General features: G+C 72.1%; 20 protein-coding genes. 10 read left to right on the top strand and 10 right to left on the bottom strand.

Annotated elements, in window-relative coordinates; genetic code table 11:
- Nucleotides 1–11: 11 nt before the first annotated feature.
- Both OG504_RS19790 and OG504_RS19785 read right to left on the bottom strand, forming a co-directional pair.
- Entirely contained in the window at nucleotides 12–1,391 is a 1,380-nt protein-coding gene (locus OG504_RS19790) for an ATP-binding protein (RefSeq protein WP_405990996.1), read from the bottom strand.
- Nucleotides 1,392–1,629: 238 nt separating this feature from the next.
- Entirely contained in the window at nucleotides 1,630–2,292 is a 663-nt protein-coding gene (locus tag OG504_RS19785) for a response regulator transcription factor (protein ID WP_405990995.1), read from the bottom strand.
- A 118-nt stretch (nucleotides 2,293–2,410) separates the two neighbouring features.
- Between OG504_RS19785 and OG504_RS19780 the strand changes: the two genes are divergently transcribed.
- On the top strand, nucleotides 2,411–3,235 hold the full coding sequence (locus OG504_RS19780; RefSeq protein WP_405990994.1) for a hypothetical protein: 825 nt from the start codon (nucleotides 2,411–2,413) through the stop codon (nucleotides 3,233–3,235).
- 21 nt (nucleotides 3,236–3,256) lie between these two features.
- Here OG504_RS19780 and OG504_RS19775 read toward each other — a convergent pair whose 3' ends face one another.
- The 3 genes from OG504_RS19775 to OG504_RS19765 form a co-directional block, all read right to left on the bottom strand.
- Nucleotides 3,257–3,886: a hypothetical protein gene (locus OG504_RS19775; protein ID WP_405990993.1), complete on the bottom strand. Its 630-nt coding sequence runs from the start codon at nucleotides 3,884–3,886 to the stop codon at nucleotides 3,257–3,259.
- Nucleotides 3,887–3,925: 39 nt separating this feature from the next.
- A complete protein-coding gene (locus OG504_RS19770) occupies nucleotides 3,926–5,362 on the bottom strand; it encodes an NAD(P)/FAD-dependent oxidoreductase (protein WP_405990992.1) in 1,437 nt (478 codons plus the stop codon).
- A gap of 123 nt (nucleotides 5,363–5,485) precedes the next feature.
- Nucleotides 5,486–5,902, bottom strand: coding sequence for an SsgA family sporulation/cell division regulator (locus OG504_RS19765; RefSeq protein ID WP_318018619.1), 417 nt, complete (start codon nucleotides 5,900–5,902; stop codon nucleotides 5,486–5,488).
- Between the two features lie 208 nt (nucleotides 5,903–6,110).
- Between OG504_RS19765 and OG504_RS19760 the strand changes: the two genes are divergently transcribed.
- A complete protein-coding gene (locus OG504_RS19760; protein WP_405990991.1) occupies nucleotides 6,111–7,796 on the top strand; it encodes a sigma-70 family RNA polymerase sigma factor in 1,686 nt (561 codons plus the stop codon).
- Here OG504_RS19760 and OG504_RS19755 read toward each other — a convergent pair.
- On the bottom strand, nucleotides 7,758–9,350 hold the full coding sequence (locus OG504_RS19755) for a hypothetical protein (protein WP_405990990.1): 1,593 nt from the start codon (nucleotides 9,348–9,350) through the stop codon (nucleotides 7,758–7,760). The genes OG504_RS19760 and OG504_RS19755 overlap by 39 nt on opposite strands.
- 96 nt (nucleotides 9,351–9,446) lie before the next feature.
- Nucleotides 9,447–10,355 carry a LysR family transcriptional regulator gene (locus OG504_RS19750; RefSeq protein WP_405990989.1) on the bottom strand — a complete coding sequence of 303 codons (909 nt, stop codon included), beginning with the start codon at nucleotides 10,353–10,355 and terminating at the stop codon, nucleotides 9,447–9,449.
- Between the two features lie 89 nt (nucleotides 10,356–10,444).
- Here OG504_RS19750 and OG504_RS19745 point away from each other — a divergent pair, with 89 nt between their 5' ends.
- Both OG504_RS19745 and OG504_RS19740 read left to right on the top strand, forming a co-directional pair.
- Nucleotides 10,445–11,275 carry an oxidoreductase gene (locus OG504_RS19745; RefSeq protein WP_405990988.1) on the top strand — a complete coding sequence of 277 codons (831 nt, stop codon included), beginning with the start codon at nucleotides 10,445–10,447 and terminating at the stop codon, nucleotides 11,273–11,275.
- A gap of 100 nt (nucleotides 11,276–11,375) precedes the next feature.
- Nucleotides 11,376–13,589, top strand: coding sequence for a DEAD/DEAH box helicase (locus OG504_RS19740; protein ID WP_405990987.1), 2,214 nt, complete (start codon nucleotides 11,376–11,378; stop codon nucleotides 13,587–13,589).
- Nucleotides 13,590–13,614: 25 nt separating this feature from the next.
- Here the strand turns inward: OG504_RS19740 and OG504_RS19735 are convergent, their stop codons facing one another.
- The 3 genes from OG504_RS19735 to OG504_RS19725 all read right to left on the bottom strand — a co-directional run bounded on the left by OG504_RS19735 (nucleotide 13,615) and on the right by OG504_RS19725 (nucleotide 18,965).
- Nucleotides 13,615–16,239, bottom strand: a complete 2,625-nt coding sequence (locus tag OG504_RS19735) for a discoidin domain-containing protein (RefSeq protein WP_405990986.1) — start codon at nucleotides 16,237–16,239, stop codon at nucleotides 13,615–13,617.
- A gap of 220 nt (nucleotides 16,240–16,459) precedes the next feature.
- The gene (locus OG504_RS19730; RefSeq protein ID WP_405990985.1) at nucleotides 16,460–17,692 is read right to left on the bottom strand and encodes a serpin family protein; all 1,233 of its coding nucleotides are present in this window, start codon (nucleotides 17,690–17,692) and stop codon (nucleotides 16,460–16,462) included.
- 73 nt (nucleotides 17,693–17,765) lie between these two features.
- Nucleotides 17,766–18,965 (bottom strand): serpin family protein, encoded by a 1,200-nt coding sequence (locus tag OG504_RS19725; RefSeq protein ID WP_405990984.1) that lies wholly within the window; start codon nucleotides 18,963–18,965, stop codon nucleotides 17,766–17,768.
- A 114-nt stretch (nucleotides 18,966–19,079) separates the two neighbouring features.
- Here OG504_RS19725 and OG504_RS19720 point away from each other — a divergent pair, with 114 nt between their 5' ends.
- The 6 genes from OG504_RS19720 to OG504_RS19695 all read left to right on the top strand — a co-directional run bounded on the left by OG504_RS19720 (nucleotide 19,080) and on the right by OG504_RS19695 (nucleotide 25,898).
- Nucleotides 19,080–20,483: a DUF4190 domain-containing protein gene (locus OG504_RS19720; protein ID WP_405990983.1), complete on the top strand. Its 1,404-nt coding sequence runs from the start codon at nucleotides 19,080–19,082 to the stop codon at nucleotides 20,481–20,483.
- Between the two features lie 147 nt (nucleotides 20,484–20,630).
- Nucleotides 20,631–21,383, top strand: coding sequence for a GntR family transcriptional regulator (locus OG504_RS19715; protein ID WP_405990982.1), 753 nt, complete (start codon nucleotides 20,631–20,633; stop codon nucleotides 21,381–21,383).
- 342 nt (nucleotides 21,384–21,725) lie between these two features.
- On the top strand, nucleotides 21,726–21,917 hold the full coding sequence (locus OG504_RS19710; protein WP_033286475.1) for an SPOR domain-containing protein: 192 nt from the start codon (nucleotides 21,726–21,728) through the stop codon (nucleotides 21,915–21,917).
- Between the two features lie 31 nt (nucleotides 21,918–21,948).
- On the top strand, nucleotides 21,949–22,359 hold the full coding sequence (locus tag OG504_RS19705; protein WP_405990981.1) for a (deoxy)nucleoside triphosphate pyrophosphohydrolase: 411 nt from the start codon (nucleotides 21,949–21,951) through the stop codon (nucleotides 22,357–22,359).
- A 154-nt stretch (nucleotides 22,360–22,513) separates the two neighbouring features.
- Nucleotides 22,514–22,921 carry an ATP-binding protein gene (locus OG504_RS19700; RefSeq protein WP_405996380.1) on the top strand — a complete coding sequence of 136 codons (408 nt, stop codon included), beginning with the start codon at nucleotides 22,514–22,516 and terminating at the stop codon, nucleotides 22,919–22,921.
- Nucleotides 22,922–23,183: 262 nt separating this feature from the next.
- A complete protein-coding gene (locus OG504_RS19695; protein ID WP_405990980.1) occupies nucleotides 23,184–25,898 on the top strand; it encodes a SpoIIE family protein phosphatase in 2,715 nt (904 codons plus the stop codon).
- The last annotated feature ends 127 nt before the right edge of the window (nucleotides 25,899–26,025 follow it).

Here is a 26,025-nt window from a genome sequence, read left to right as displayed (position 1 = left end):
GCGGGGCACGGTCATCCGGCGGGCAGAACGACCACGAACCGCGCGCCGGGGGCGTGCCCGGCGTCGTACGTCACCTCGCCGCCGGCGGAGCGGGCCAGACGGCGCGCCAGCGGCAGTCCGAGGCCCGCGCCTCCGTGGCCGTCGCCGGGATCCGCGCGACGGCCGGGCTCGAAGAGCCGTCCGGCGAACGGGGGCGGTACGCCGGGGCCGTCGTCCACGATGTCGACGCGTACGCCGTCCGGTGCGCCGTACGCGCGGACGGTGACGACGGATGCGGCGTAGCGGCAGGCGTTGCCGAGCAGCGGGCTGACGATGCGTTCGAGGAGGGCGGGCGGTACTCCGGCGACGAGGTGCGGCCCCGCCACGGTGATCGTCAAGTGCCTTGAGGCGTACGGGACTTCGGCCAGGCCGCGCAGTACGGGCAGGACCTCGGCCGTGCCCGGCGCGGTGAGGGTGCCGTCGCGGGCGTCGTCCAGGAGGGTGTCGCAGATGCTGCGCATCGACTCGGCGGCGTCCGCGATGACCTGGTGGGTGGCACGGGTCTGATCGGCCGTGCGGGGGTGGGCCCGCCACCAGTCGAGTTCGGCGATGATCCGGCTCAACGGGGTGCGCAGCTCGTGCGAGAGCTCGCCGGTGAGCTGACGTTCGTAGCGGAGAAGAGTGCGGATGCGGTCCAGCAGGGCGTCCAACGACCCGCCGAGACGGGCGAGTTCGGCCGGATGCCGCATGCTGTCGAACCGTTCCTCGGAGGCGGTCGCGCTCCACTGGGTGGCCTGGTCGGTCATCGTGCGGACGGGGCGCAGCGCGCGGCCGACGGCCAGCCGGGTCAGGGCGTAGGTGCAGGCGAGCATGACGACGTCCAGCGCGAGCGATCCCAGGAGCAGGGTGTCGGCCGAGCTCCGGTAGGGGGAGAGGTCCAGCGCGGTGACCACCGTGGCCCGGCCGCCCGCTCCGGGTACCGGGCGGGAGCACAGGCGGAGCGGGTGGTGGACCGTGGTGGTCACGCACCGCCGTCCGCCCCGCACGGCGAGCGCGTCGGCGACGCGGGTCAACTGGCCTGCGGCCGGCGGCTGTTCGAGCAGGCGCCGGCCGGAGTAGATCCACACGTTCGCGTCGAGGAGGTCGTCGTGGGACGTCTCCAGCACCCGCACCGTCGACCCGCTGGTGTCGACCGTCGTCGCGACGGCGGCGGCCCGGGTGCGCAGCTCATCGTCCGCCTGATGCCGAAGCCTGTGCCCGGCCACGGAGTTGAACACCACGGTGAGCACCAGCATCAGCAACGCTGCCGTGAACAACGCCACGAGGGAGAGCCGACCGCGCAGCGTGCGGGGCGGCAGCCGCCGGAGAACAGCGGCGACGGCGGCCTGCGGCCGGTGCGGGGGGTTGCTCATGACGGGTGCTTGCCGGTGGTGCGGGGTGCCGGGTGGTGGTGGAGGGCGGTCGCGGGGCGCGGGGGCCGGTGCCGGGGGTTGCTCATGACGGGTGGTTGCCGATCGTCAGGTGCGTGCGGGGCGGCAGGTGGCGAAGGGCGGCGCTCATGGTGCCCGCAGCCGGTGTCGGGGACTCGCGCATGACGGCGGCGCCGATCCCGCAGCCCGCAGCCCGCAGCCCGTGATGAACCAACCCCGTTCACGACAGCCGGTGTCCGACCCCGCGGGCCGTCCCGATCGTCCTGGTGCTGCCCGCCTCGCGGAGTTTGCGGCGTAGGCGGGTCAGGTACTGGTCGAGGGTGTTGTCGTGGACCCGGGCGCCTTCGGGCCAGCCCGCGCGGATCAGTTCGCGGCGGCTGACGATGCCGCCGGAGGCCGCCATGAGCGCGGCCAGGAGCCGGAACTCGGTCGGGGTCAGGTCGACCCGGGTGTCCCGCATGTCGACCGTGTGCCGGACGGCGTCCAGCACCAGGTCTCCCGCCGTGGCGGCGGGCGCCGGCGCCGCCCGCTTGAGCGCCGCCCGCAGCCGGGCCGCGAGTTCCGCGAGATGGAACGGCTTGGGAAGGTAGTCGTCGCCCCCGGCCGAGAACGCGGAGAGCCGGTCGGGCAGCCGGTGATGCGCGCTGAGGAAGATGACCGGCGAGAGGAACCCGTTCGCCCGCATCGCCTGGCACACGTCCCGCCCGTCGGCGTCGGGCAGCCCGATGTCGAGTACGGCGGCGGAGACATCGGCGGTGGCCAGGCGCAGGGCGGTGGCGCCGTCCGGCGCGGGGACGGTGTCGTAGTCCTCGTCGCGCAGCCCGCGCATCAGCACGTCCCGCAGGGCGTGATCGTCCTCGACGACCAGGATCGTCCGGCGCATGGTCCTCCCTGACTACAATCCTGTAGACGGTCTACGGAACTGTAGACGATGCTGGGGCGCGAGTGCGCCGCGCGGCAGTCAGGATGCGTTCAGGTGCCCGATGGCACGGTCGGGCCCCATGACATACGAGACATCCGAGACCTCTACGACCGGCACGACCGGCGTCGCACATCCGCCGCGCTGGAACAAGGTGCCCGAGGTCACCGCCTACTTCTGGATCATCAAGGTGCTGTGCACGACCGTCGGCGAGACCGCGGCCGATCTGCTGAACGAGAAGGCCGGCCTGGGCCTGACCGGTGTGTCGGTGCTGATGAGCGGGCTGCTGGCGGTGGTGCTGGTGGTCCAGTTCCGTACGACCGCCTACCGCGCCGGCGTCTACTGGCTCGCCGTGGCGCTGATCAGTGTCGTGGGAACGCTCATCAGCGACAATCTGACCGACAACATGGGCGTGCCGCTGGAGACGAGCACCGCGGTGTTCGCCGTCGCCCTCGGGATCGTGTTCGTGGTCTGGTACCGGCGCGAGCGGACGCTGTCCATCCACAGCATCGACACCACCGGCCGCGAGGCCTTCTACTGGCTCGCCGTGCTGTTCACCTTCGCCCTGGGCACCGCCGCCGGTGACCTGGTCTCCGAGCGCATGAACCTCGGCTACTGGCTGTCCGCGGTCCTGTTCGCCCTGGCCATCGGGGCGGTGGCGGTCGCCCACTTCGCCCTCGGCCTGGACGCGGTGCGCAGCTTCTGGATCGCCTACGTCCTCACCCGCCCGCTGGGTGCCTCGATCGGCGACTACCTCTCCCAGCCGGCCGGCGACGGCGGCCTCGGCTTCGGCACCGTCGTCACCAGCGCGCTGTTCCTGGCGGTCATCCTCGGCCTGGTGGTGTACCTCGCGGTGACCCGCAGGGACGTCATCGACCGCGGGGGTGTCGTGCGACGGACGGCCTGATCCGCCGGTGAGGGGGTGTTCTCACGCGGTTCCCGCCGCCAGCGCCGTCACGATCGCCGGGGTCACGGGGTGTCCCGCGAGGACATGGCGGACGGCATCGAGGGGCACGGGGCGCTCGTAGTAGTCCTCGAAGTGGGCCCGGACAGTCTCCGGGGAACGGTCGGTGAGGAGGTGGAAGAGGAAACCGGAGCCGTCCGGGCTCCCGTGACCCGCGGGGAAGTCGATGCCCGAGCCGGCGCGCCACGCGGTGTCACCGGTCTCGCGCCACAGACAGACGGTGACGCGAGTGAAGTCGAACCCTTCGTCGCGGAAGGCGGGGTCGTCCAGCAACGGGCGTAGCGCGGCGGGCACTTCGTCGACCACACCGGGCCAGACCTCCTCGTCCTCCGTCCCGTACGGACTCATCGCCGACTCGTGGTCGAAGCCGCGGATGAGCACGCCGGCCGGGGCGAAGAGGACGGAGAAGTCGTCCCCCGAGCCGTTGTCCATCAGGGCCGCCTCCTCGTCCGGGCCCCAGTCGGCGTCGAAGGCGTAAACGCAGAACTGCGGATCGTCGCCGATCGTCGAGTCCAGGACCGCCAACGCCCGCAGATGGACGCGGAGTTCGGCGGGATCGGGGAGGAGGGCGGCGGCCTCGTACACGGTGCTCATGCCCTCATGGAAGCAGCCGCCACTGACAATCCCGGCGCGCTACTCGGTGATCCCGGGCAACGAGATCCCCGCCTCGGCCAGCAACGCCCGCTCCCCATCCGTGAACGTCGGCCCGCCGAGTTGTGGTCGCAGCGGCCCGATCGCCGCCGCCGCAAGCACACTTGGCCGGAGCAGTGCCGTGCCCGGGGACTGGAGGGTCAGTACCTCCGTCATCGCGGTCGCCACGCGGTACGAGCCCGTGGCCGTATGCGAGAGTCGGCTGACATAGCGCTGGAGGAGGCGGTCGAGGGTGCCCGCGCTCCGGCCCTTCGTCGTTTCGTAGTGGATGTCCTGGCCCACGGCGAGACTCCAAGCGAGTTCGACAGGTCTCGCGATGGCCCGTTGCGCCTTGCGGGAGAGGCCGTCGGTGAGGCCGAGGGACGTCAGTCGGGCGCGGAGCGCCACCGCGCCGAGGGCCGCCACCGACATGCCGTGGCCGTAGATCGGGTTGAACGCGGCGACCGAGTCACCCAGGGCGACCAGGCCTTCGGGCCAGGACTTCAGACGTTCGTAGTAGTAACGGCGGTTGACCGTGCTGTGGGTCAGGGCGACGTCGGTGAGGGGCTCGGCGTGGGACAGGAGGTCGGCGACGACGGGGTGGCGCAGGGTGCGGGCGTACGGCTCGAACTCGGCCGCCTCGCGGGTGGGTTGGGCGCCCGGGGTGCCGATCAGGCTGACGTGCCAGCGGCCGTCCTCGATCGGGAGGATGCCGCCCGTGCGGCCGGGTTCGCCCGATCGCGGGTCTGCCTGGAGGTTGATCACGGGCCAGTTGAGGGTGGACACCGGGGCGCGGTAGATACGGCTGGCGTACGCGATGCCGGAGTCGATGCGGTCCTCGGCCGGGCCAGGGACGCCCAACTCGCCCAGCCACTGCGGAGTTCGGGACGCTCGTCCGGAGGCGTCGATCACCAGGTCCGCGGTCAGGTCGCTCCCGGTGCCGTCGGCCGCGCGCAGCCGTACGCCGGTGACGCGGCGCGAACTCCCCAGCAGAGCCGTGACTTTGGTGTGCGGGCGCACGCGGACGCGCGGGTCCTTCAGCACCTGTCTGCGGACGACGGAGTCCGTGAGGTCGCGGCTCGCGGTGATCAGGTAGTGGCTGTCCCGCTCCCAGCGGCGGTACCAGCCCTCGGGCGAGCAGATCAGCATGTTCGTGGTCATGGGCACCCGGTTGGCGCCCGCGGACAGCAACTCCTTGAGCGTGCCCGGCAGCAGCTCCTCGATCGCGTTGGCCCCACCGGACAACAGGACGTGGAAATGGGCCGCTTGGGGAACGCCCGGACGTGCCTCGGGCCCTTCGGGCAGGCCGTGCGTCTCGATGATCTCGACGCTGTCGACGAAGTCCCTCACCGCTGCGGCGGCGAGCATGCCGGCGAGGCTGCCGCCGACGACGACGGCACGGGTGGACAACTGGGGCGTCCGGGGCGGCGATTCGCTCATGGGGGGCTGCTTTCTCCAGACGGGCACCGTTCGTGCGGGGCGGGGGTACCGGCGAACCGGATCACATCAAGAGGCCTCGCAGAATATGCCAATCGCAAGGGGACCGGAACGGGGCCGTCGGCCTCACGCGCCGTCGAGCAGCGAGGCGAGGCCCCGGTCGAGGGACGGCTCCAGTGCCTCCCGGCCCGGCTCGGTCACCCGGTAGGTGCGGCGCAGGAAGTGGTGCAGCGCGACCGTGTCGAAGCGGATCATCGCGATGCCCTCCGGCGAGTGGAACTCAACGGCCGTGTGGGCGGGGCCGTAGGGACGGATGTGCACGTTGCCCATCCCGGCCGGGGTGGCGAGCCCCTCCTCCAGGAGTGCCCGTGCGAAGGTCCACGTCACCTTCTTGCCGTCGAGCGATATCCAGGCGGGGAACAGGAGTTGGACGGCGAAGGGGTCGCCGGAGGAGTAGCGCAGGGTGACCGTGACGGCCAGCTCCTGGTCGTCGTCGGCGATCAGGCGGGCGCTGGTGGGCTGTTCCAGGGTGACGTGGCGCATGGACGGTCTCCGATTCGGGTGGGACGGCGGCCGGTTGTGCCGACTCACCCTGCTTGAGCGCGCGGAGGGGCGCTTGATTACGCCGTTGCGCAAGAAGGTTGATGTGATCTGGGTCACCTTCTGGTGGCGCTGCAACTTTAGTTGAAAGTTTCGGCATCTAGGCTTACAAATCTTCCCCGCCCCCCTTGGCAACTGGAGCGTTGCTGCCATGAACGACGGTCCCACCGCCGAGTACGCCCGGATCTACGAGGAGCAGCAGCCGCGCCTCGTCGCCTACGCCCGCTCGCTCACCCGGAACACCTGGGTCGCCGAAGACCTCGTCGCCGAGGCGCACTTCAGGGTGTGGCGCAGGCTGTCCGCCGGCCATGAGATCGACAACGTACCGGCGTACCTCATGACGACCGTGAAGCACCTCGCCACGGCCGCGGGGAGCGCCGCACGCGAGACACCGCGCGATCCGCAGGCCGACGAGCGGGCCGATGTGAACCACGCGCACGTCCACGGGGGCGACCCGGCCGAGCAGGTGTCTTCAACAGACCTGCTGGTACGGGTACTTGAGCAACTGCCCGAGCGCTGGGTGAAGGCACTGTGGCTGGCCGAGGCGGAAGGCCTCCCGCTGGCCGCGATCGGCCCCCAACTCGGCACCAAGCAGGGCGCGACGGCCGTACTGCTGCACCGCGCGCGCGAGGGCATGCGGCAGGCGTTCCTGCGCGAGCAGACCGGCGCCCCGGACGATCCCGCGTGCCAGGTCCACTGGGCCCGTATGCCCGCGTACGTGCGCGGCGGCGCCACCGAGCGGCAGTCCGAACGCCTCCTCGGCCACGTCGACGCGTGCGACGACTGCGCCGCCCGCCTCGCGGCCCTGATGCGCGCCAACGACCGCCTCCCCGCACTCGTCGCACCGGCCCTGCTGGTGTTCGTGCTCGGCGGCACGGGCAAGTTCCTGCTCGCCGCGTTCGGCGCGGGCTCCGCGGGAGCGGCCACGGCCGCGGCCGCGGCGGGTGGCCATGGTGCCGGACTGCTGCACGGCGTACGGCACGCGGCGGTCGGCGCCTCCAAGACACAGATGGCGGCCGCCGTCGGTACGGCCGTGGCGGGCGCCGTCGCGGTCGTCGTCCTCTTCGGCGGCGGCGACGCCACCGAAGTCCCGGTGGCGAAGGGCCCAGTGGCCGAAGTCCCGGTCACCCAGGCCCCGGTGGCGTCCGAGCCGCGCTCGGGGAAGCCCTCGAAGGCACCGGGCAGGAGCACGGGGTCTACGTCCCCTGCGCCGGACGGGTCCATAAGTGCCGTGCCTCCGGCCGCACTTGGCGCCACGGGGGGCGGGTCGGGCGTGACACCGGTGGGGGGTGATGGGCCGACTCCGGTTCCCACGGCTCCTGTTGAGCCGCCGCCGGTGACCACTGAACCGACTCCGGCTCCGACCCCGCCTCCGACTCCTGCTCCACCGGTGACCACGAAGCCGGAACCCGAGCCGACTCCCACGCCACCGGTGGTCACCGAACCGAAGCCGGAACCGACGCCGACGGACCCCACACCGACGGACCCCACACCGACGGACCCCACACCGACGGATCCCACACCGACGGATCCCACACCGACGGAACCGACGCCGACGGATCCCACACCGACGGAACCGACGCCGACGGAACCTACTCCCACGCCTCCGAAGAGCGACGAGCCGACGCCGGAGCCGAGTAACCCCGTGCAGGAGACCCCGGATCCCGTCACCACCCCGGAGCCCACGACCCCGTCCGAGCCCTCGACGTCACCCACGCCCGAACCGTCCAACCCGGCCGGGGACCAGCCCTGTTCAGACGGAGGCGGAGCCGGCGGCCGGGACGGGAACGGGAGCGGATCAGCCGATGGCGTAGGCGCGGTAGACGGTCTCCACTGACGTGCCGCCGGCGGAGTCGGTCACCTGGGAGCGCAGGGCGACCGCGCCGGAGGCCGGGTTGTGCACGGACGCCTTCCAGGAGGAACCGGAGCGGGTGACCGTAGCGGCCTTCCAGGTCTTGCCACCGTCCGAAGACGCCCAGACCTTCAGGGACTTGACCGTCGACTTGGTGAACTTGACGTCCGGGCCCTGGGATCCGCGGCCCGCGCTGACGGTGACCGAGGTGGTGCTGCTCGCCTTGGCCCGGTTGCGGCTGTCGAGGCCGGCGGGCAGGAAGCGGGTCATGAAGACGGGGGCGACCACCGACTTGGCCGGGTCGGCCTTGAACCGCCAGTCCAGGGTGACGCGTGAGGACAGCATGCCGGCCGGGAAGGTGATGCCCGGGCGGTAGCGGTGGGCGTCCACGGTCAGCCGGTAGGTGCCGGCCGAGTGGATGCGGGCGGCGAAGTCGGCGTCGCCGTCACCCCAGTTGGTCAGGGTCTGCTTCTTGACGGTGGCGCTCCCCTTGGACAGGACCACCGTCTCCTTCGTCGGGTCGGCGCCGCTCGTGCCCACGTCGGGGTCGCCGATCAGCGCGTCCGGGACGAAGTTCACCGACTTCTGCCAGACCGTCGGCAGATAGTGCATCGGACTCCACACGGCCCGCCCGAAGGACTGGGTGAAACTCTGCCCCGCCGCCAGCGTCCGCACCGCCGGGAAGCCGCCGCCGATGTCGTCACCGTTGCTCGCGAAGATGTCGTCGCGCGACTGCCAACTCCCGGGCGTCACATGGGTGGTGGCGCTGTAGGGCGCGTTGTCGTCACGTACCTGCGCCATCAGGTCGGTCGTGCAGTTGTCGGTCTTGGGCGTGGCCTGGAGCGCGACGTCGTGCTGGTTCGCCATCTGCGTTCCGCCGCGCACGGAGAACCGCATCGTCGCCAGCTTCGACCGCTTGAACGACCCGCCGGGCGCGGCCGGGATGCCGGTCGTGTTCTTCACCGCGACATAGCTGTCGTTCCCCGACCACTGCGCCAGGTATCCGAACTGCAGCAGCTTGGAGGAGTTGGGGATGGCGTAGAGGGACCCGGCGTAGTTCCAGCCGCCCGCGCTGAAGGCGGAGGGCATGCCGGTACCGGCGGCGCACACCTGCGCGCTGATCCGGGCCGGCTCCGTCACATCGGCCGGGGTGTCCAGCGACACCTCCACGGCCTTGCCCTTACGGGCGTCCAGCGTCACGGACTTGGCCCCCGACACCGTCACCACCTGCGCGCCGATCGTGTCGGTGCCCAGACCGTCGGTGGCGCTCTCGTAGATGTCGGTCATCGCGAGGTACCTGCCCGCCGGCAGGCTGAGCCGCTTGCCCGACTTGACGGTACGTGTCTCACCCGACGACGCGTTGACGACGGTGATCGTCGTCGCGACCTTGGCGCCGTGCCGCCCCAGCGTGGTCACGGTCAGCGAGCCCGACGCCGCCTGCGCGGACGCGGCGGGCACGAGCAACGGCCCCGCGAGCGCGGCCACTCCGACGAACGCGAGCGATGCGACCGGCGTGCGTCTTGCCCCTCGTACGGACATGCTTCCCCCTGTGGACATGGTTCCCCTCCGGGCCCCGAACCCTGAATCCCAACCCCCGAAAACGGCTCATCGTAACCGTGTCGCAGACGCGTTCGATCAGCGCCCCGCCACCAGACGACACGCCTCCGCGTACGCCCGGACCAGCGGCCGTACACCGTCCTCCCGCCGCCACGCGAGGGCATAACGGCTCGGCGAAATCCCGTGCACCGGGCGGGTGATGACACCGCCGAGGGTGATCAGGTGCGCGTTGCCCGTGGCCACCAGGCAGATGCCCAGACCGGCGACCAGCGCCTCGTACGTCTCCTCCGTGCTCGCGATCTCCGCGCCGATACGCGGGAGTTGGCCACCCCGCTCGTCGAGGGCGAGCCAATGGTCGCGCAGGGGACCCGAGTCGGTCGGCAGGGCGAGGAACGGCTCGTCGGCGAGGTCCGCGAAGTCGACCTCGGCGCGAGCGGCCAGCGGATGGCTCTCCGGGAGCGCGACCAGGCGGGGTTCCTCCGCCACGACCGTCCAGTCGTAGCGCTCCGCGTCGGGCAGCGGCAGCCAGACGAACGCGACATCCGCGTCGCCGTCCGCGAGACCCGCCGTCGGATCGTCCCAACTCACCTGCCGCAGCCGTACGGTGCCCTCCGGACGCGTGGCCGTGAACCGGGAGCGGATCGCGGGCAGCAGGCCACCCCGGCCGGGGCTGGTGCTCATGCCGACCACCAGGGTGCTGCGCCCGGCCGCGCTCACCTCCGCCAGCGCGGACGCGCCCTCCGCCCAGACCGCCAACACCCGCTCGGCGTACGGCAGTAGGGCCGCACCGGCGGCCGTGAGCGCCACGCCCTGCCGGTCGCGCCGGAACAGTTCGGCGCCCAACTGCCGTTCCAGCGCCCGGATCTGCTTGCTCAGGGCGGGCTGCGAGACGTACAGCCTCTCGGCCGCGCGTGTGAAGTGGAGCTCCTCGGCGACCGCGACGAAGTAGCGCAGGTCCCGTACGTGGACGTCCGTCGTCATAGCCATGGGTTATCAGCGTAGGTCTTGGACCGGGGAGTGGGGGCGGGCGCAGGCTGGTCGGCAGTTGGGCAACAGGGGATCTCAAGGGAGACGTCATGAACAAGGTGTGGCTGGTCACCGGTGCGAGCAGCGGGTTCGGGCGGGCGATCGTCGAGGCGGCGCTGGCGGCCGGTGACGTGGTGGTCGGTGCGGCCCGGCGGACCGAGGGGCTGGACGATCTCGTCGCCGCGCGTCCCGACCAGATGGAGGCGCTGCGCCTGGACGTCACCGACACGGGGGCGGCGGAGGCGGCCGTACGGGACGTGGTGGCGCGGCACGGGCGGATCGACGTGCTCGTCAACAACGCGGGCCGTACGCACGTCGGGGCCTTCGAGGAGACCACCGAGCAGGAGCTGCGGGACCTGTTCGACCTGCATGTCTTCGGGCCCGCGGCCCTCACGCGCGCGGTGCTGCCGTTCATGCGGGAACGGCGGTCCGGGGCGGTCGTGCAGATGAGCAGCATGGGCGGGCAGATGTCCTTCGCGGGCTTCTCGGCGTACAGCGGAACGAAGTTCGCCCTGGAGGGGCTCTCCGAAGGGCTCGCGGACGAGGTCGCCGAGTACGGCATCAAGGTGCTGATCGTCGAGCCGGGCGCCTTCCGCACCGCCCTCTTCGACACGAGCCGGGCCGGGGTCAGCGCCGACAGCGGGGTGTACGCCAAGGTGAGCGAGACCCGCGGCTTCGTCTCCGGCGGTGACGGCGCCCAGGCCGGCGACCCCGAGAAGGCGGCGGCCCTCATTCTCGCCGCCCTCGACGCCGAGGACACCCCGCTGCACCTGCCGCTGGGTGACGACGCGGTCGACGCCGTGCTCGGGCACCTGGAGCAGGTACGCGGTGACATCGCGGCGTGGGAGAAACGGACCCGGGCGACGGGGTTCGACGCGTGAGGAAGGCGTGAGGAAGGGCTGAGAAGCCGGGCCCGCTCCCGTTGTCAGTGCCGCGTGCCACGATGGGTGCACAGCGAGACGTATGGGGAGCGGGGGTGACATGGAGGGCGAGTTTCCGCGGGCCGGACGGCGGGCCAGGGAGCTGTGCGCACGGGGCACGCGGCTCTACGACGTGGCGCGCGCCCTGCGTGAGGACCACACCCGCGCCCTCGGCACCGTCCGCTCCGCACTGGAGCCGCTGCGGGCCGAACTCGTCGCGCAGGAGCTGGAGTCCATCCCGGTCGCCCGGCTGAAGGACGTCACCGAGGGGCGGTTGCGGCTCGGGGCCGTGGAGGCGGCGGGGCTGACCTCCGTGCGCGCGGTGCACGAGGCGAGCCGGTACGAGCTGCGGCAACTGCCCGGCGTAGGACAGCAGACCGCCGACCGGGCCCTCGCCGCCGCCCGGCAGATCGCGCGGGCCGTCGCGGAGACCGTGTCCGTCCGCATCGACGTCGACCACCCCGAACCCCGCACCACCGCCCTGGTCATCGCGCTGCAACGGCTCGTCGAGGCAGGGCCCGAGCTGCGCCGCGCCCTGGACGCCGCGAACCGGCTCGACGAGCGGCTCGGCGCCCTGCTGCCCGTGGCCCGGCCCGCCAGCAGCAGGCTGCTGATGGCGCTCGCCGGGCGCAAGCGGCGGGAGAGCGCGCTCGCCGCGGTCGCCGAACTCCACGAACTGGTCGCCGACTCGGCCGCCAAGGACGTACGGCTGCTGATCGCCCAGGCCTCCACCGACCTGTTGCGCCCGCCGGTCTCCGACATCGAGGCGTGGGTCGACTTCGAGCTGCGTTCCGCCGAGTACTACAGCCAGCTCGCCGAGGTCGACGGACAGCAGCCGGACCTCGCGGCGAGCGAGGGCTTCCTGCCGGCGGAGCTGGCCGAGCGCGTGCACGCCCAGCCGCTCGACGACACCCACCGCCGGGTCTCCCTGCGCGGATACCAGTCCTTCGGCGCCCGCTTCGCCCTTGCCCAGCGCCGGGTCGTCCTCGGGGATGAGATGGGACTCGGCAAGACCGTCCAGGCCATCGCGGCGCTCGCCCATCTCGCGGCCGAGGGGCAGAGTCACTTCCTGGTGGTCTGCCCGGCCAGCGTGCTGATCAACTGGACCCGCGAGATCGGCGCCCGCAGCACCCTGCGCGCGCTGCCGGTGCACGGCCCGGACCGGCACGAGGCCTACGCGGAGTGGGGTGAGCGCGGCGGGGTCGCGATCACGACCTTCGACACGCTGCACACCTTGCCAACGCCGGCCGACACGTCACCGAAGGGGAAACGGGCGAAGGCTGACGCCCCTCCCGGCCCCACCCCGGGCATGCTCGTCGTGGACGAGGCCCACTACGTGAAGAACCCGGACACCCGCCGCACCAAGTCGGTCGCCCTGTGGACCGAGCGCTGCGACCGCGTCCTGTTCCTCACCGGCACGCCCATGGAGAACCGCGTCGAGGAGTTCCGCACCCTCGTCCGCCATCTCCGCCCCGACCTCCTGCCGACCGTCCGCAACGGCACCGCGGCGGCCGGACCGCACGCCTTCCGCAAGTCCGTCGCCCCCGCCTATCTGCGCCGCAACCAGGAGGACGTGCTCACCGAGCTGCCCGCCCTGGTCCAGGTCGACGAGTGGGTCGAGCTCGGCGTCGCCGACCGTGAGGCGTACGCCCGCGCGGTCGGCGACGGCAACTTCATGGCGATGCGCCGGGCCGCCTACGCCGACACCGAGAAGTCCGCGAAGCTGCAACGCCTGCGCGAGCTGGTCGCCGAGGCCGCGGACAACGGCGTGAAGGTGGTGGTCTTCTCGTACTTCCGGGATGTCCTCGCCGCGGTGGAACAGGCCCTGGAGAAGGGGGTGTTCGGGCCCATCTCCGGAAGCGTCCCGGCGGCCCGCCGACAGCAACTCGTCGACGACTTCACCCAGGCCCCCGGCCACGCCGTCCTGCTCTCCCAGATCGAGGCGGGCGGGGTCGGCCTCAACCTCCAGGCCGCCTCCCTGGTCATCCTCTGCGAACCCCAGGTCAAGCCGACGGTGGAGCACCAGGCCGTGGCCCGCGTCCACCGCATGGGCCAGATACGCACGGTCCAGGTGCACCGCATGCTCGCCACGGACAGCGTGGACGACCGGCTCCTGACCATCCTCAAGAACAAGGACCGCCTCTTCGACGCCTTCGCCCGGCGCAGCGCCCTGGCGGACGCCACCCCGGACGCGATCGACATCTCCGACGCCACGCTGGCCCGCCGGATCGTGGAGGAGGAACAGCAGCGACTGGCGGCGGAGGCCACCAACTGACCGTTCCCTCAGGGGAGTTGGACCGTCACGAGCGCACGTCGAGCTCGGCGAGAGCGGCGCCCTTGCCGCCACTCCGCACGGTGACGCGGACGTACCGGGCGGGTGTCCCGTCGGGCTTGTGCCAGGTATGGCGGTCGGTCGAGACGTCGACGGTGTACGACCCCGGCTGCTTCGTCCACGTGGGCCGAACCGTCCCCACGCGCGCAGACCGCCCCAGGTCGACGGTGAGGGAGGCGCGGTCGGCGTCCGGCGACCAGGCGGTCGCGGGGCTGCCGTCCACGGCCGCCTCCGGGTAGAGGCCGGAGGTCGAGGAGGTCGCCGTCGCCGGGCGGCAGCGGGCCAGGTCGGTGGTGGGGGTGAGGTCCGGACGCCGGGTCCTGAGAGTGACCGTGCCGGCGAGAGTGCGGCGCCCCTCGGGGGTGTCCAGCGAGAAGGGCGCGCCCGACCGCAGCCGTACCGTCGTCGTCTTCGCCCCGATCGCGATGTCGTACGTACGATCCCGCCAGCGCAGCCCCGACAGGCGTACGCCGTCCGGGAGTTGGGGCGGCAGGGTCGGGTCGAGGTGGAGGGCGTCGGGGCGCAGGCGCAGGCCGGTGAGGCCGTGGGTGAAGACCTGGAGGAAGCCGCCCTTGCCGGTGAGGAAGTCCTGCGCGGGGGAGCCCGCGAGGGGGTCGGACGCGCCCGCCTTGTCGCCGCGCGACTCGGAGAAGAGGGCGAACGGGCCGCGCGCGAAGGGCTGGTAGGCCCGCCGCAGGAAGGTGTACGCGGCACAGCCCGGTTCGCCGATCGCCGCCGCGTCGATCGCGTGGACGGCGTCGGTCATGGCGGGGCCGTCCGGGTCGGTGCGCTGGGCGTAGTAGTCGAGGGTGGCGGCCGCGGCACCGGCCGGCATGGGCCACTCCAGCGGATAGACCAGCAGCACGGTGTCGGCCTGCTTGATCTGGGAGCCGTTGTAGCCGTCGTACTGGAGGAAGATCTTGCGCTTCGGGTCGTAGGGGATGCGCAGGCCGTTCGCGACGGTGAGCCAGTCGGCGGGGGCGTCGGTGCCCAGGGCGCGGGCCGCGTCGGTCGCGGCGCGCAGCGCGGTGGAAGCGACGGCGTTGGTGTAGACGCCGTCGTTGACGCCGTTGCTGTACTCGTCGGGTCCGGCGACCTCCTTGACCGAGTACGAGCCGTCGGTGTTCTTGGTCGCCCTCGAAGTCCAGTACTGGGCAAGGCCGTTGAGGAGGGGCCAGCCGCGGGTGCGGAGCCAGGTGCGGTCGCCGGTGGCGAGGTAGTACTGCCAGGCGGCGAGGGCGATGTCGCCCTGGAGGTGGTTCTGGGTGACGCAGTGCGGCGGCTGCCAGCTCTGGCACTCGCTCCACAGCCGCCCGTGACTTGCGCTGGTCCACGGGAAGAACAGGCCCTTCACCGCGGTCTTCGCGGCGTTCTCGGCGGCGGCCGTGCGGGTGCGGTAGCGGTATTCGAGGACCGGGCGGGCGAGCTCGGGGTGGGTGGCGAGCAGCGCGGGGAACATCCAGGTCTCGGCGTCCCAGAAGACCATGCCGGCGTAGTTGTCGCTGGTCAGCCCGGCGGGCGCGATGCTGTTCCGGGCGCCCGGCCGCAGCGCGGACAACAGCCCGTACTGCGCGGAACGGGCCCAGAGTTGCAGATCCGGATGCCCCGGAACCTCGATGTCCGACGACCACAACGCCCGCCAGGCGGCACTGTGCGAGGCGAGCAGCGCACCCCAACCCCGCCGCGCGGCCAGCCCGGCGGCGTCCTGGGCGGCGGAACGGGGGTCGTGGGAGGTGAGGGCGGTATCGACACCGACGTACTTGGTGGCGGTGTAGGTACGGCCGGAGCGGACGGGGAGGTGGGTGGACTGGCTGGCGCTCAACCCACCCTGTTTGGAGGCCTGTTGATGGCTCCCGGGCGCATCCAGCACAGACGCGACGGCACCGTCGACACCCGTCCCCTCCGTGCGGAACGCAACCCCGATGGTGTGTTCGCCGACGTGTCCGCCGTCGGTCTGCGTGATCCGGCGGGCGCCGCGGCCGTCGAGGCGGTCGGTGAGGGTGAGTTCGCCGTCCCAGTGCGGGGTCACGCGCAGGTGTACGGCGCCGGTGTGCGGGGCGTCGCGGGCGGCGAGGACGTCGTAGACGAGGTCGGTGCGGCGGTCGTCGGTGGTGGTCCAGGTGAGGGACGTACGGACGTACCCGCAACGGAGGTTGAGAGTCTGGCGGTAGTGACTGACCCGGCCGCTGTTCTCCCCGCCGTAGGTCTCGGCGCCCGCCGTGACGTCGAGGCCGGTCCAGTTCGGGAGCGCGGCGAGGGCCTCGCGGCCGGCCGTGTTCGCGGGGCCCCGCGCATAGAGGCCGGAGACGAACGCGCCGTCGTAGCGCGGTGTGTAGAGCGGCCAGCCGGTCTTCTCACCGGACGCGGCGTAGCCGGCGCCGGCGGGCGGGACCCGGGTGCCGAGGTAACCGTTACCGACGTAGGGGTGGTACGTGTCGGTCGGGTCGATCCGGGTGGCCGACGGCGCCCAGCCGCGCGCGTCGCAGTCGTCGCGGGGGCGGGGGAGGGGCGCGGCTGACGCCGGGGGGAGCGGAAGGGGGAGGAGCAGGGCGGCGGCGAGGAGCGGGAACAGCAGACGGGTCGGCTTGGTCACCGTTCGACGATGGGGTGCGCTGCGGGGCACAGGCGGGTGGCGCGCGGGGGGTTCCCACGGACGGGGGCGGTCGAAGGGCGGGTGCTGTCCACCGGCCGATGGGGGTACGGCGTCGGATCAGCGCGTGGGGTGCGAGAGGGCTCCGGCGAACGGGGTCGGTCGCGGGGCGGGTGCTCGCCCTGGGCCGCCGGCCACCGGCCGATGGGGACACACCGCCGCGTCAGCGCACGGCATTCGACCCGTTCCCGTACGGCGTCGGATCCGTGACCCAGCCCGCCGTCAGGATCAGGCGGGACTCCCGGTGTACGGCCAGGAAGCCGAACGGGCGGTCGAAGCGGGCCGTGACGACGGTGGTCGTGTGGCGGAGGTCGGGCCGGGCGCCGCCGTAGAGGGGCGCGACCGCGGTCACCGCGGCGGCGCGGAAGCCGAGGGCGCCGAACTGGGCCAGCGTGGACTGTTCGGCCTGGCCGATGGCCAGCGGGGTCGGGCTGATGCCGGGGAAGTGGCCGGCGCCGGTGTCCATCGCCGTCGTGAGCCCGAACAGGCCGTGCAGGTCCAGGAGATCGTGCCGCGCCCGCAGGTCGTACGCCACGGTCGTGATGGACAGCTCCGGCGGTTGCGGTGTGGCGCACCGCTGTTGCTCGACGCGCAGGCCCGGTCCCACGTCGCCGTACGGGAGTTGGCCGCTCGGGACCACGGGGAGCCGGCGGGCCAGCACGTCAACTCCCGTGCCCAGCACCTGGCCTGGCGTCATGCGCTGTTCGCCGAGCAGCAGGTGGACGTCGATCCCGTCGCCGCCGGGGACCTTCAGCTCGGTGACGTAACCGTGCGGGCCGCTCACCACGCCGACCCGGTCGAGGCGGACGCCGGTGCGGTGCAGGCCCGCCAACTGCCGTCCCTGCCAGGGACCGGCGTCCGGGCTGAGCCTCAACCCGCCGAAGGGGCGCGGCCATTCGGTACGGAGCGCGAGCGCGCTCGCCAGGACCATCAGCACGCCCTCGTCCAAGGTGACCGGCATCCGCTCGATCAGCCCGCCCGTCCGTTCGGCCGCCCACGCGTCCAACGCCCGCTGCGAGGCCGGGAGATCCTCGGTGAGCACACCGTGCGTGCCCGCCGCCAGCCCCGCCCGCCACTCCTCCCGGACGGCGAGTTCGCGCCGGGTCCACAGGCCGAGCGCGGAGTTCAGCCCGGGTATCGACCCCATCGCGCCCAGCAACTCCCGTGCGGCGGCGGCCGCTTGGTCGGCGGGCATCCCCACCGCGTCCGCCAGCTCCGCCCGCGCGGCGCCCGACGCCCCGTCGGCGAGGAACGCGAGCAGCGGCCACACCCCGGCCGCCGAGAAGACCGAGCCACCGGTCACCGCGTCCGCCCAACGCGCCGTCAGCCGGTTGACCGCGTCGACCGTCCCCCCGACCGCCGTGCCCCCGACCAGCGCGCCCTGAACCGCTCCCAATTCCGCCCCCGTGAGTGCCGTAGCGCAAGATCGCGCACGGGAAGGCTATCGTCGCCCGCCCGGCATCCGACGCTCAGCCCCAGTCCCCCTGGTCCTGCCCGGGGTAGGACTCCGGTTCCGTGACCCAGCCCGCCGCCAGTACCAACCCCGTGTGGCGGTGCAGGGCGAGGAAGGCGAAGGGGCGGTCGAAGCGGGCGGTGATGGTGGTGGTCACGTAGCGCAGGGCGGGCGCGGCACCGCCGGGGATGGCGGCGAAGGCCGTCACCGCCGCCGCGCGGAAGCCGCGTGCGCCGAATCTCGCCATCGTGGACTGTTCCGCCGACCCGATGGCCAGCGGGAACTCGCTGATCCCGGGGAAGTGACCCACCCTGGAGTCCCGCGCCGTCGTGAGCCCGAACAGGCGGTGCAGGCGCAGGAGATCATGGTGCGCACTCATGTCGTACGCCACCGTCGTCACGTCGAGCGAGGGTGGCTGTGGGCTCGTGCAGCGTTCCTTCGCCACGCTCAGGCCCGGTCCCGGTTCCCCGTAGGGGAGTCGGTCCCCGGGTACTACGGGATGACGCCCGTCCAGGATGCCCACGCCCGCGCCGAGCACCTGCCCGGACGTCATCCCCTCCTCCCCGAGCAGGAGATGGACGTCGACCGCCGCATTGCCCAGCACCTTCAGCCGGGTGACGTGACCGTCCGGTGTGTCGGCCACGCCGATCCGGTCCAGGAGGGCCGTGCTGCGGAACAGGCCGAGCGGGACCCGGTCGCTCCAGTACGCGCTCTCCATCGGCACCTCGTCGAACGGCCGCAGCCACTCCGTGCGCAGGGCCAGCGCGCTCGCCAGGACCAGTTCGGTGTCGTCGGTCAGCGCCACCGGCATCCGCTCGATCAGCCCGCCGGTGCGCTTCGCCGCCCACGCGTCCAGGGCCGCGCCGTCGGCGTCGAGATCGCCCGTGAGTACTCCGTGCGCCTCGGCCGGCAGCCCCGCCGCCCACGCCTCCCGCAGCTCCAGCGTCCGCTTCGTCCACAGCCCGAGCGCCGAGTCCACGCCTCGCATCGCCGCCAGCCCACCCAGCAACTCCCGTGCCGCGGCGGCCGATCGGTCCGCCGGCAGCCCCACCGCGTCCGCCAGCTCCGCCCGCGCCGCACCCCCGGCACCGTCCGCCAGCAGGGCCGGCAGCGGCCACACCCCGGCCGCCGAGAACACCGTGCCCCCGTCGGCGACCCCGGCCCACCGCGCCGTAAGCGCGTTCACCGCCCGTACGGTCCCCCGCGCAACCCGCATTCCGCCCCCACTGATCTCACGCTTACCATGCGCCAAGTCGTACGTCAGTTCCGCATCTGAAGATCTCCAGCTCTCCTTCCGGAGATCCCCGCCTGAACCAGGAGCACGGTACCCGTGTCCATACCTCCGCCCCCGGAGTCCCAAGGTCCGCCCACCCAGGGCCCCGAGAGCCCCCAGGACCAGCCCCCGGCCCAGGCTCCCTCCCCGCAGGCATCCACCCCGTACAACCCGTACGCACCACCGTCACAGGACCCGTACGCACCACCGTCACAGGACCCGTACGCCCCGCCCGCGCAGGACCCGTACACCCCCTACGGCGCGCAGCCCCAACCCCCTTACGGCACACAGCCGCAGAGCCCTTACGCCCCGTACCCCCAAGGTCCGCAGACCCCTCCGGGTCCCCCGAGCCCCAGCCCTTACGGCCCGCAGCCCTACCAGACCTGGGCCCAGGGCTACACCCCGTACAACACCCCCGCGCCCCTCAACGGCATGTCCGTCGCCGCCCTCGTGCTCGGCATCCTGTGCTGCATACCGGGGGTCGGGGTCGTCCTCGGGCTGATCTCGCTGAACCAGATCAAGAAGCGGGGCGAGCGCGGGCGGAGCATGGCGGCGGCCGGGATGGTGCTGTCGGCGTTCGGGCTGATGGTGTGGGTGCTCGGGGCGACGGGTGCGGCGACCGGTTTCTGGGACGAGGTCAAGGACAGCGCGCGGGACAACTCGAGCGCCTCTCCCGTGAAGGGCGAGTGCTTCGACGCGCCCAGCGGTTCGCTGGAGGGCATGACGTACGACTTCGACGTGGTGTCCTGCGACGGCGAGCACGACGGGGAGGTGTTCGCCGTCGTGCGGATGGGCGGCGGCGCGTACCCCGGGGACAAGAAGGTCACCGCCACCGCCGACGACAAGTGCTACGCGCTCCAGGACGCCTACGCCATGGACGGCTGGGCCGTGCCCGACGACGTGGACATCTACTACGTCACCCCGACCTCGCAGAGCTGGAGCCTGGGCGACCGCGAGATCACCTGCGTGTTCGGCAACACCGACGAGGAGGCGAGCCTGCCCGGGGGTTCGCTGCGCAACGACGCCACGACCCTCGACTCCGACCAGGTCGCGTACCTGAAGGCGGCCCACGTCCTCAACTCGGCGCTGGACACGGCCCCCGACGCGCAGTACGTCGAGGACGACCTGCCGGGGCACAAGGCCTGGGCCGGCCGGGTCTCAACTGCCCTGACCCAGCAGGCCGATCTGCTGGAGAGCCATGAGTGGCCCGGCGGTTCCGCCAAGCCCGTCGCGGCCCTGGTCAAGGATCTGCGGGCGGCGCAGAAGGAGTGGGCGAAGGCGGCGAAGGCCTCCGACGCCGACGAGTTCTACGCGCACTACGACAAGGGCGCCGACCTGATCGACCCCCAGAAGTCGGTCACCGCCCGCGAAGCTCTGGGGCTCGCAACGACCCCTCCGACGTACGACCAGAACGACGGCGGCGGGGACGGCGGGGGAGGCGCCGGCGGCATGGAGGTGTGACGGCTCCTATAGCGGGGAGAAAGTGCCTGGGTAAAGCCCACACCGGGGATAAGTCATCACATCGAGTGATTCTCTGGCCTTTGCTTGCATGGCACAACCCACGGTTGCCAGGCTGTTGCTGTCTGTACAACCTGATGGGAGCGGCCAGTGACATTCGGTGAGCAGCCGGCGTATCTGCGCGTCGCGGGTGATCTCCGCAAGAAGATCGTCGACGGCCAGCTGCCCCCGCACACCCGGCTGCCCTCGCAGGCCAGGATCCGCGAGGAGTACGGGGTCTCCGACACGGTCGCGCTGGAGGCGCGCAAGGTGCTGATGGCCGAGGGGCTGGTCGAGGGCCGCTCCGGGTCGGGGACGTACGTGCGCGAGCGCCCCGTGCCGCGGCGCGTCTCCCGCTCCGGGTTCCGGCCGCCGGCCGGCGCGACCCCGTTCCGGCAGGAGCAGTCCGAGGGGGAGGCGCGCGGCACCTGGGAGTCCAGCAGCGAGCAGACCGAGGCGAGCGTCACGATCGCCGAGCGGCTCGCGCTCCAGCCCGGTGAGCGCGTGATGTGCACGAAGTACGTGTTCCGGGACGCCGGCGAGACGATGATGCTCTCCACGTCCTGGGAGCCCCTCGCGGTGACCGGCCGTACGCCCGTGATGCTCCCGGAGGAAGGGCCGCTCGGCGGCATGGGGGTCGTCGAGCGGATGCGCGCCATCGACGTCGTCGTCGACAACGTCACCGAGGAGGTCGGCGCCCGGCCGGGTCTCGCCGAGGAGTTGCTCGCGCTGGGAGGAGTCCCCGGGCATGTGGTCCTCGTCATCCAGCGGACGTACTACGCCTCGGGGCGCCCGGTGGAGACGGCCGACGTCGTGGTCCCGGCCGACCGGTACCGGATCGCCTACCACTTGCCGGTCAAGTAGCGCACTGAGTAGTGCGCTTCGTGTGAAGTAGTCCACCCCTTGCGGCATTTGTCGCCGGAACCGGTCAATCCGCCCTGCCCCGGGCGCCGTTGGATTCCGGTCTTTCTCGCAGGTCGTTCACCGCGCCTGTAGCGTGCCTCTCACCGGATGCATCGAGGTGCGCCAGCGGCGCGTTCGTCATCGTGCGCCCCCTCCGTCCTGGCTGGTTGCGTACCTCTTTGTGAAAACCCGTATTCGCTGCGTGAAGGTTAGGCGTAGGCTCCGGCATATGCGGATTGCGGTTTCCTTATGGGGTGGGGCACGGCACGAACCGCGAGCAGGAGGCGGAGGGGCGCGATGGCGATGAACGACGGCACGATCACTCTTCCCTGGCTCGTGATACGGCAGGACGACAACGGCAATCGCTACCGCGTGGGGCGGTACGCGACCCGCGCCGAGGCCCAGAAGATCGCGGACAGCCTCGACGACCGCGGACACAAGCAGCTGTACTGGGTCGAGCGGATCGGGCAGAGCGAGGACGCCACCCGCAATTGACCGCGCCCCCGCACCCCGTAGGCTCCGGCGCATGACGACACGGATCGTGGTGGTCGGAGCCGCCCTGTTCGACGGCGGCCGACTGCTCGCCGCGCGCCGCAGCGCACCCCCTGAACTGGCCGGGCGCTGGGAACTCCCCGGCGGCAAGGTCGAACCCGGCGAGCGCCCCGATGCCGCGCTGGTGCGCGAGTTGCGCGAGGAACTCGGCGTCGACGCCGAGACCGTCACGCGCGTCCCGGGCGAGTGGCCGCTGAAGCCGCCGTACGTCCTCCAGGTCTGGACAGCCAGGCTGCTTCCTGGTTCGGCGGAGCCCGAGCCGCTCGAGGACCACGACGAACTGCGCTGGCTCGCCCCCGCCGACATCTGGACCGTCGACTGGCTCGACCAGGACGTGCCCGCCGTACGGGAGACGCTCGCGCTGCTCGATGCGGGGGCGCGCTGAAGTCGTCGTAGGCCGAGACGGTGGCGCGCGCCGAACTCGGCGTACGCCGTTCGTGCCACAGTGCGCCCTCGGGGACGGTACCGGGCCCTGAATATCGGGTATGTGCCCATTAACCCCATGAAATCGGACATGGGTGAGCTGGCTGGCCCGGGATGTGATCGGCTTGATCGACACCGAAGGCGACTGCGCCGAGTGGACCTTTCCCGCGGACCCCGGAGCCGTCCGCACCGCACGCACCGCCGTCCGCGGCCAGTTGCGGGACTGGGACCTCGACACCCTCGCCGACATCGCGGCGCTCCTGGTCAGCGAGTTGGTGACCAACGCGCTGCGGCACGCCACCGGCCCCATCGGCGTCCGGCTGGTCCGGCCCGTCGGCCCGGCCGGTGTGCTGCTGGTCGAGGTCTCCGACCCGCTGCCCGACCCGCCCCGCGAGCGCGTCGCCCGCCCCGAGGACGAGAGCGGCCGGGGTCTCCAACTCGTCGCCGGCGCCTGCGTCCGCTGGGGCACCCGGCCCGGCGGGACGGGCAAGACCGTGTGGTTCGAGCTGGCCGTACCCGGGTGAATCCGGGCCGAACACAGCTGTACGGACCGGACAGTCGTGTCCATCGACTGGTTCAGGCCTGTGACGGTTGTCGATCGGCGTGGTTCGACCACGTGTCCGCTGGTTAGAAGACTGGGAGTGTTGTCGCAGGCAGGTCCGAAATGCATCGGGATTGTCCTGTGATCGTGAACACCGTGTTGTGCGGCGCCGTAGTGCTGGATACTGCGGGCAGCCGCCCCCGGTGACCGGTGCCGGACGCGGTGAGCTGGAGGGGACGGTTCGCGTGAGCGAGATACCAGCGAAGGCCACGGAGTCCGAGGACCCGTCGGACCGCGCGAGGGCTGAGGCCGCGGGTTACCTCGACGTGCCCGGAGGCGACGGAGTGTCCGCCGCCGACGTCATGTCGGGTGTGCCCGGCGGTGACGCGATGACCGTCGGCGACGCCATGTGGCAGAGCAGCCCACCCGGTTCGATCTACGACTACATCAAGGTCGCCTCCTTCTCCATAGGCCCCGACGGGCTCGTCGACCAGTGGAGCCTGCGGGCCGAGCAACTGTTCGGCATCCCCACGGAGCGCGCGGTGGGCATGGATCCCATCGAGGCGTTCGTCGACCCCGAACTGCACGAGCGCGGCCAGCGGAAGATGGCCGAGATCCTGGACGGCCGGGAGTGGACCGGAGTGGTCCCCTTCAAGGTGCCGGGGACCGCGGACGGTGAGCCGGGCAAGGAGGGTCTCGCCGAGGTCTATGTGATGCCGACGCGGACCGAGGAGGGCGAGCGGGCCGCCGTCTGCATCGTCGTCGACGTCCGCATCCTGCGTCGTATCGAGACCGATCTCGCCGCCTCGCAGTCGATATTCGGTCAATCTCCGTTCGGGTTCCTGCTGATCGACCCCGACCTGCGGGTCCGGCGGGCCAACCAGCAGATCGCCAACACCTTCGGCGGCAGCCCCGAGGACCACCGCGGCCGGGGCGTCCAGGACTATCTGCAGAGCCCCGAGGCCGAGCGGGTCACCGCGACCCTGCGCCGCGTCCTGGAGACCGGCAACTCCATCACGGACATGCATGTCACCGGCCTCGTGCCGGGCTCCGAGGAGCGCCGCCACTGGTCCATCAACCTCTACCGCGTGCACAGCGGAAGCGGCCGCCCCATCGGCATCGCCTGGCTCGGCACCGACGTCACCGCCCGCCGCGCCGCCGCCCGCGAAGCCGCCTCCGCGCGGCGCAATCTCGCCCTTCTGAACGAGGCCGGCGCCCGCATCGGGAACTCCCTCGACCTGGAGACCACGGCCCGCGAACTCCTCGACGTCGTCGTCCCCGGCTTCTGCGACCTCGCGACCGTCGACCTCTACCAGGGACTCCTGGCCGGCGACGAGACCCCGCCGGGCCGCGCCGACGGCAGCGCGGAACTCCGCCGGGTCGCCTTCGCCAGCGCGGTCTCCGACGCCCCCTTCGTGGGCGGCGGCGCACCCGTGGCCGTGGGCGCGGTCCACCACTACCCCTTCAACTCGCCCTGCGCGGACGCCCTGCGCACCGCCCGCCCGCAGTACGTCCCCGCCGAGGAGGGCGGCCCGGTCCAGTCCACGCTGGCCGTTCCGATGGTCGCCCACGACACCGTCGTAGGACTCGCGCAGTTCGCCCGTACGAAGGGCAGCGAGCCGTTCGGGGACCGGGACCGGGATCTCGCGGTGGAGCTGGCGGCGCGGGCCGCCGTCTGTATCGACAACGCGCGGCTGTACCGGCGCGAGCACGAACGGGCGTTGATACTGCAGCGGTCCCTCCTCCCGCCCGGCGACCCGGAGGCCTCCGGCCTCGACATCGCCTGCCGCTACCTGCCCGGGAACGCGGCGACGGAGGTCGGCGGCGACTGGTTCGACGTCATCGAACTCCCCGGCCACCGCACCGCGTTGGTGGTGGGAGACGTGATGGGGCGAGGTCTACGCGCGGCGGTGGCGATGGGCGAACTCCGCACGGCCGTCCGCACATTGGCCCTCCTGGACCTCGAACCGGCCGAAGTCCTCTCGGCGTTGGACGAGATCGCCCGGGGCCTGGGCACCCCCGGCGGAGTCCAGCAGGCGACGAGGGCGGCCCGCCGCCCCCGCGAGGCGGACCTCGCAGAGGTGTATCTGGCCACCTGTATCTACGCGGTCTACGACTCGGTGACCAGGCGCTGCACGTTCGCCAACGCGGGCCATCTCCCGCCGGTCCTGGTGGAACCGGGCGAGGCCGCGCTGATGCTCGACGTCCCGCCCGGCATGCCCCTGGGGGTAGGCGGCGAGCCCTTCGAGGAGGTGGAGGTCGAACTCCCCGAGGGCGCACTGCTGGCGCTCTACACGGATGGACTGGTCGAATCCCGCGACCACCCGCTGGACGAGGGCCTCCAGGCGTTCGTGGGCGCGCTGACCGACCCGGCGACGCGCAACTCGTCCGACGACCACCCCCACGCCAAGGCGGCCCTGAACGCGGAGACCCACCGCGACCTGGAGGACGTCTGCGACCACGTCCTCAGCACCCTCGACACCCACCACGGCGAGGACGACATCGCGCTCCTCATGGCCCGCGTCCAGGGCCTGCCGGCCGACTCGGTCGGCGACTGGACGCTGCCGCGCGAACCCCGCAGCGTGGGCCGCGCCCGTGAGTACGCCCGCGCCCGTCTCCAGTCCTGGGACCTCGAACCCCTCATCGACACGGCCGAGTTGCTGGTCAGCGAACTGGTGACGAACGCGCTGCGGTACGGCGAGGGCGAGATCCGGCTCCGTCTCCTGCTGGACCGCACCCTGGTCTGCGAGGTCTGGGACGCGGGCCTGGTCCAACCGCGCCGCCGCCGAGCCCGCGACACGGACGAGGGCGGCCGGGGCCTCCAACTCGTCGGCCTCCTGTCGGCGGCATGGGGCTCACGCCGGACGCCACGCGGCAAGACGGTGTGGTTCGAACTGCCGTTGCCGGACGGGGAGAACGGCTTGGTGGATCCGGCGGAGGCGTTGCTGAGCCTGTTCTGACGGCTCCGACGACTGCGCGGGTTCTGATCGATCCGGCTGCCTGGACGGCTTCGGCTGTTCCGGGGCGGCCGGGTGCTGTGCCGGCCTGCCGCGATGGCCGCCGATACCTGCCAACTGCCCATACCGG

Origin of the sequence: Streptomyces sp. NBC_00986, assembly GCF_045162565.1 — a bacterium.
GTDB lineage: Bacteria > Actinomycetota > Actinomycetes > Streptomycetales > Streptomycetaceae > Streptomyces.
Note: the sequence above shows the minus strand (reverse complement) of the source record. Positions and strands in the feature narration are given on the sequence as shown.

What these genes read in the sequence shown, in the direction of transcription:
- OG504_RS19750 (WP_405990989.1), bottom strand. Translation starts at nt 10,355, where the DNA reads ATGGCTATGACGACGGACGTCCACGTACGGGACCTGCGCTACTTCGTC.
- OG504_RS19740 (WP_405990987.1), top strand. Translation starts at nt 11,376, where the DNA reads ATGGAGGGCGAGTTTCCGCGGGCCGGACGGCGGGCCAGGGAGCTGTGC.
- OG504_RS19785 (WP_405990995.1), bottom strand. Translation starts at nt 2,292, where the DNA reads ATGCGCCGGACGATCCTGGTCGTCGAGGACGATCACGCCCTGCGGGAC.
- OG504_RS19760 (WP_405990991.1), top strand. Translation starts at nt 6,111, where the DNA reads ATGAACGACGGTCCCACCGCCGAGTACGCCCGGATCTACGAGGAGCAG.
- OG504_RS19745 (WP_405990988.1), top strand. Translation starts at nt 10,445, where the DNA reads ATGAACAAGGTGTGGCTGGTCACCGGTGCGAGCAGCGGGTTCGGGCGG.
- OG504_RS19710 (WP_033286475.1), top strand. Translation starts at nt 21,726, where the DNA reads ATGAACGACGGCACGATCACTCTTCCCTGGCTCGTGATACGGCAGGAC.
- OG504_RS19775 (WP_405990993.1), bottom strand. Translation starts at nt 3,886, where the DNA reads ATGAGCACCGTGTACGAGGCCGCCGCCCTCCTCCCCGATCCCGCCGAA.
- OG504_RS19765 (WP_318018619.1), bottom strand. Translation starts at nt 5,902, where the DNA reads ATGCGCCACGTCACCCTGGAACAGCCCACCAGCGCCCGCCTGATCGCC.
- OG504_RS19770 (WP_405990992.1), bottom strand. Translation starts at nt 5,362, where the DNA reads ATGAGCGAATCGCCGCCCCGGACGCCCCAGTTGTCCACCCGTGCCGTC.
- OG504_RS19780 (WP_405990994.1), top strand. Translation starts at nt 2,411, where the DNA reads ATGACATACGAGACATCCGAGACCTCTACGACCGGCACGACCGGCGTC.
- OG504_RS19790 (WP_405990996.1), bottom strand. Translation starts at nt 1,391, where the DNA reads ATGAGCAACCCCCCGCACCGGCCGCAGGCCGCCGTCGCCGCTGTTCTC.
- OG504_RS19705 (WP_405990981.1), top strand. Translation starts at nt 21,949, where the DNA reads ATGACGACACGGATCGTGGTGGTCGGAGCCGCCCTGTTCGACGGCGGC.
- OG504_RS19755 (WP_405990990.1), bottom strand. Translation starts at nt 9,350, where the DNA reads ATGTCCGTACGAGGGGCAAGACGCACGCCGGTCGCATCGCTCGCGTTC.
- OG504_RS19725 (WP_405990984.1), bottom strand. Translation starts at nt 18,965, where the DNA reads ATGCGGGTTGCGCGGGGGACCGTACGGGCGGTGAACGCGCTTACGGCG.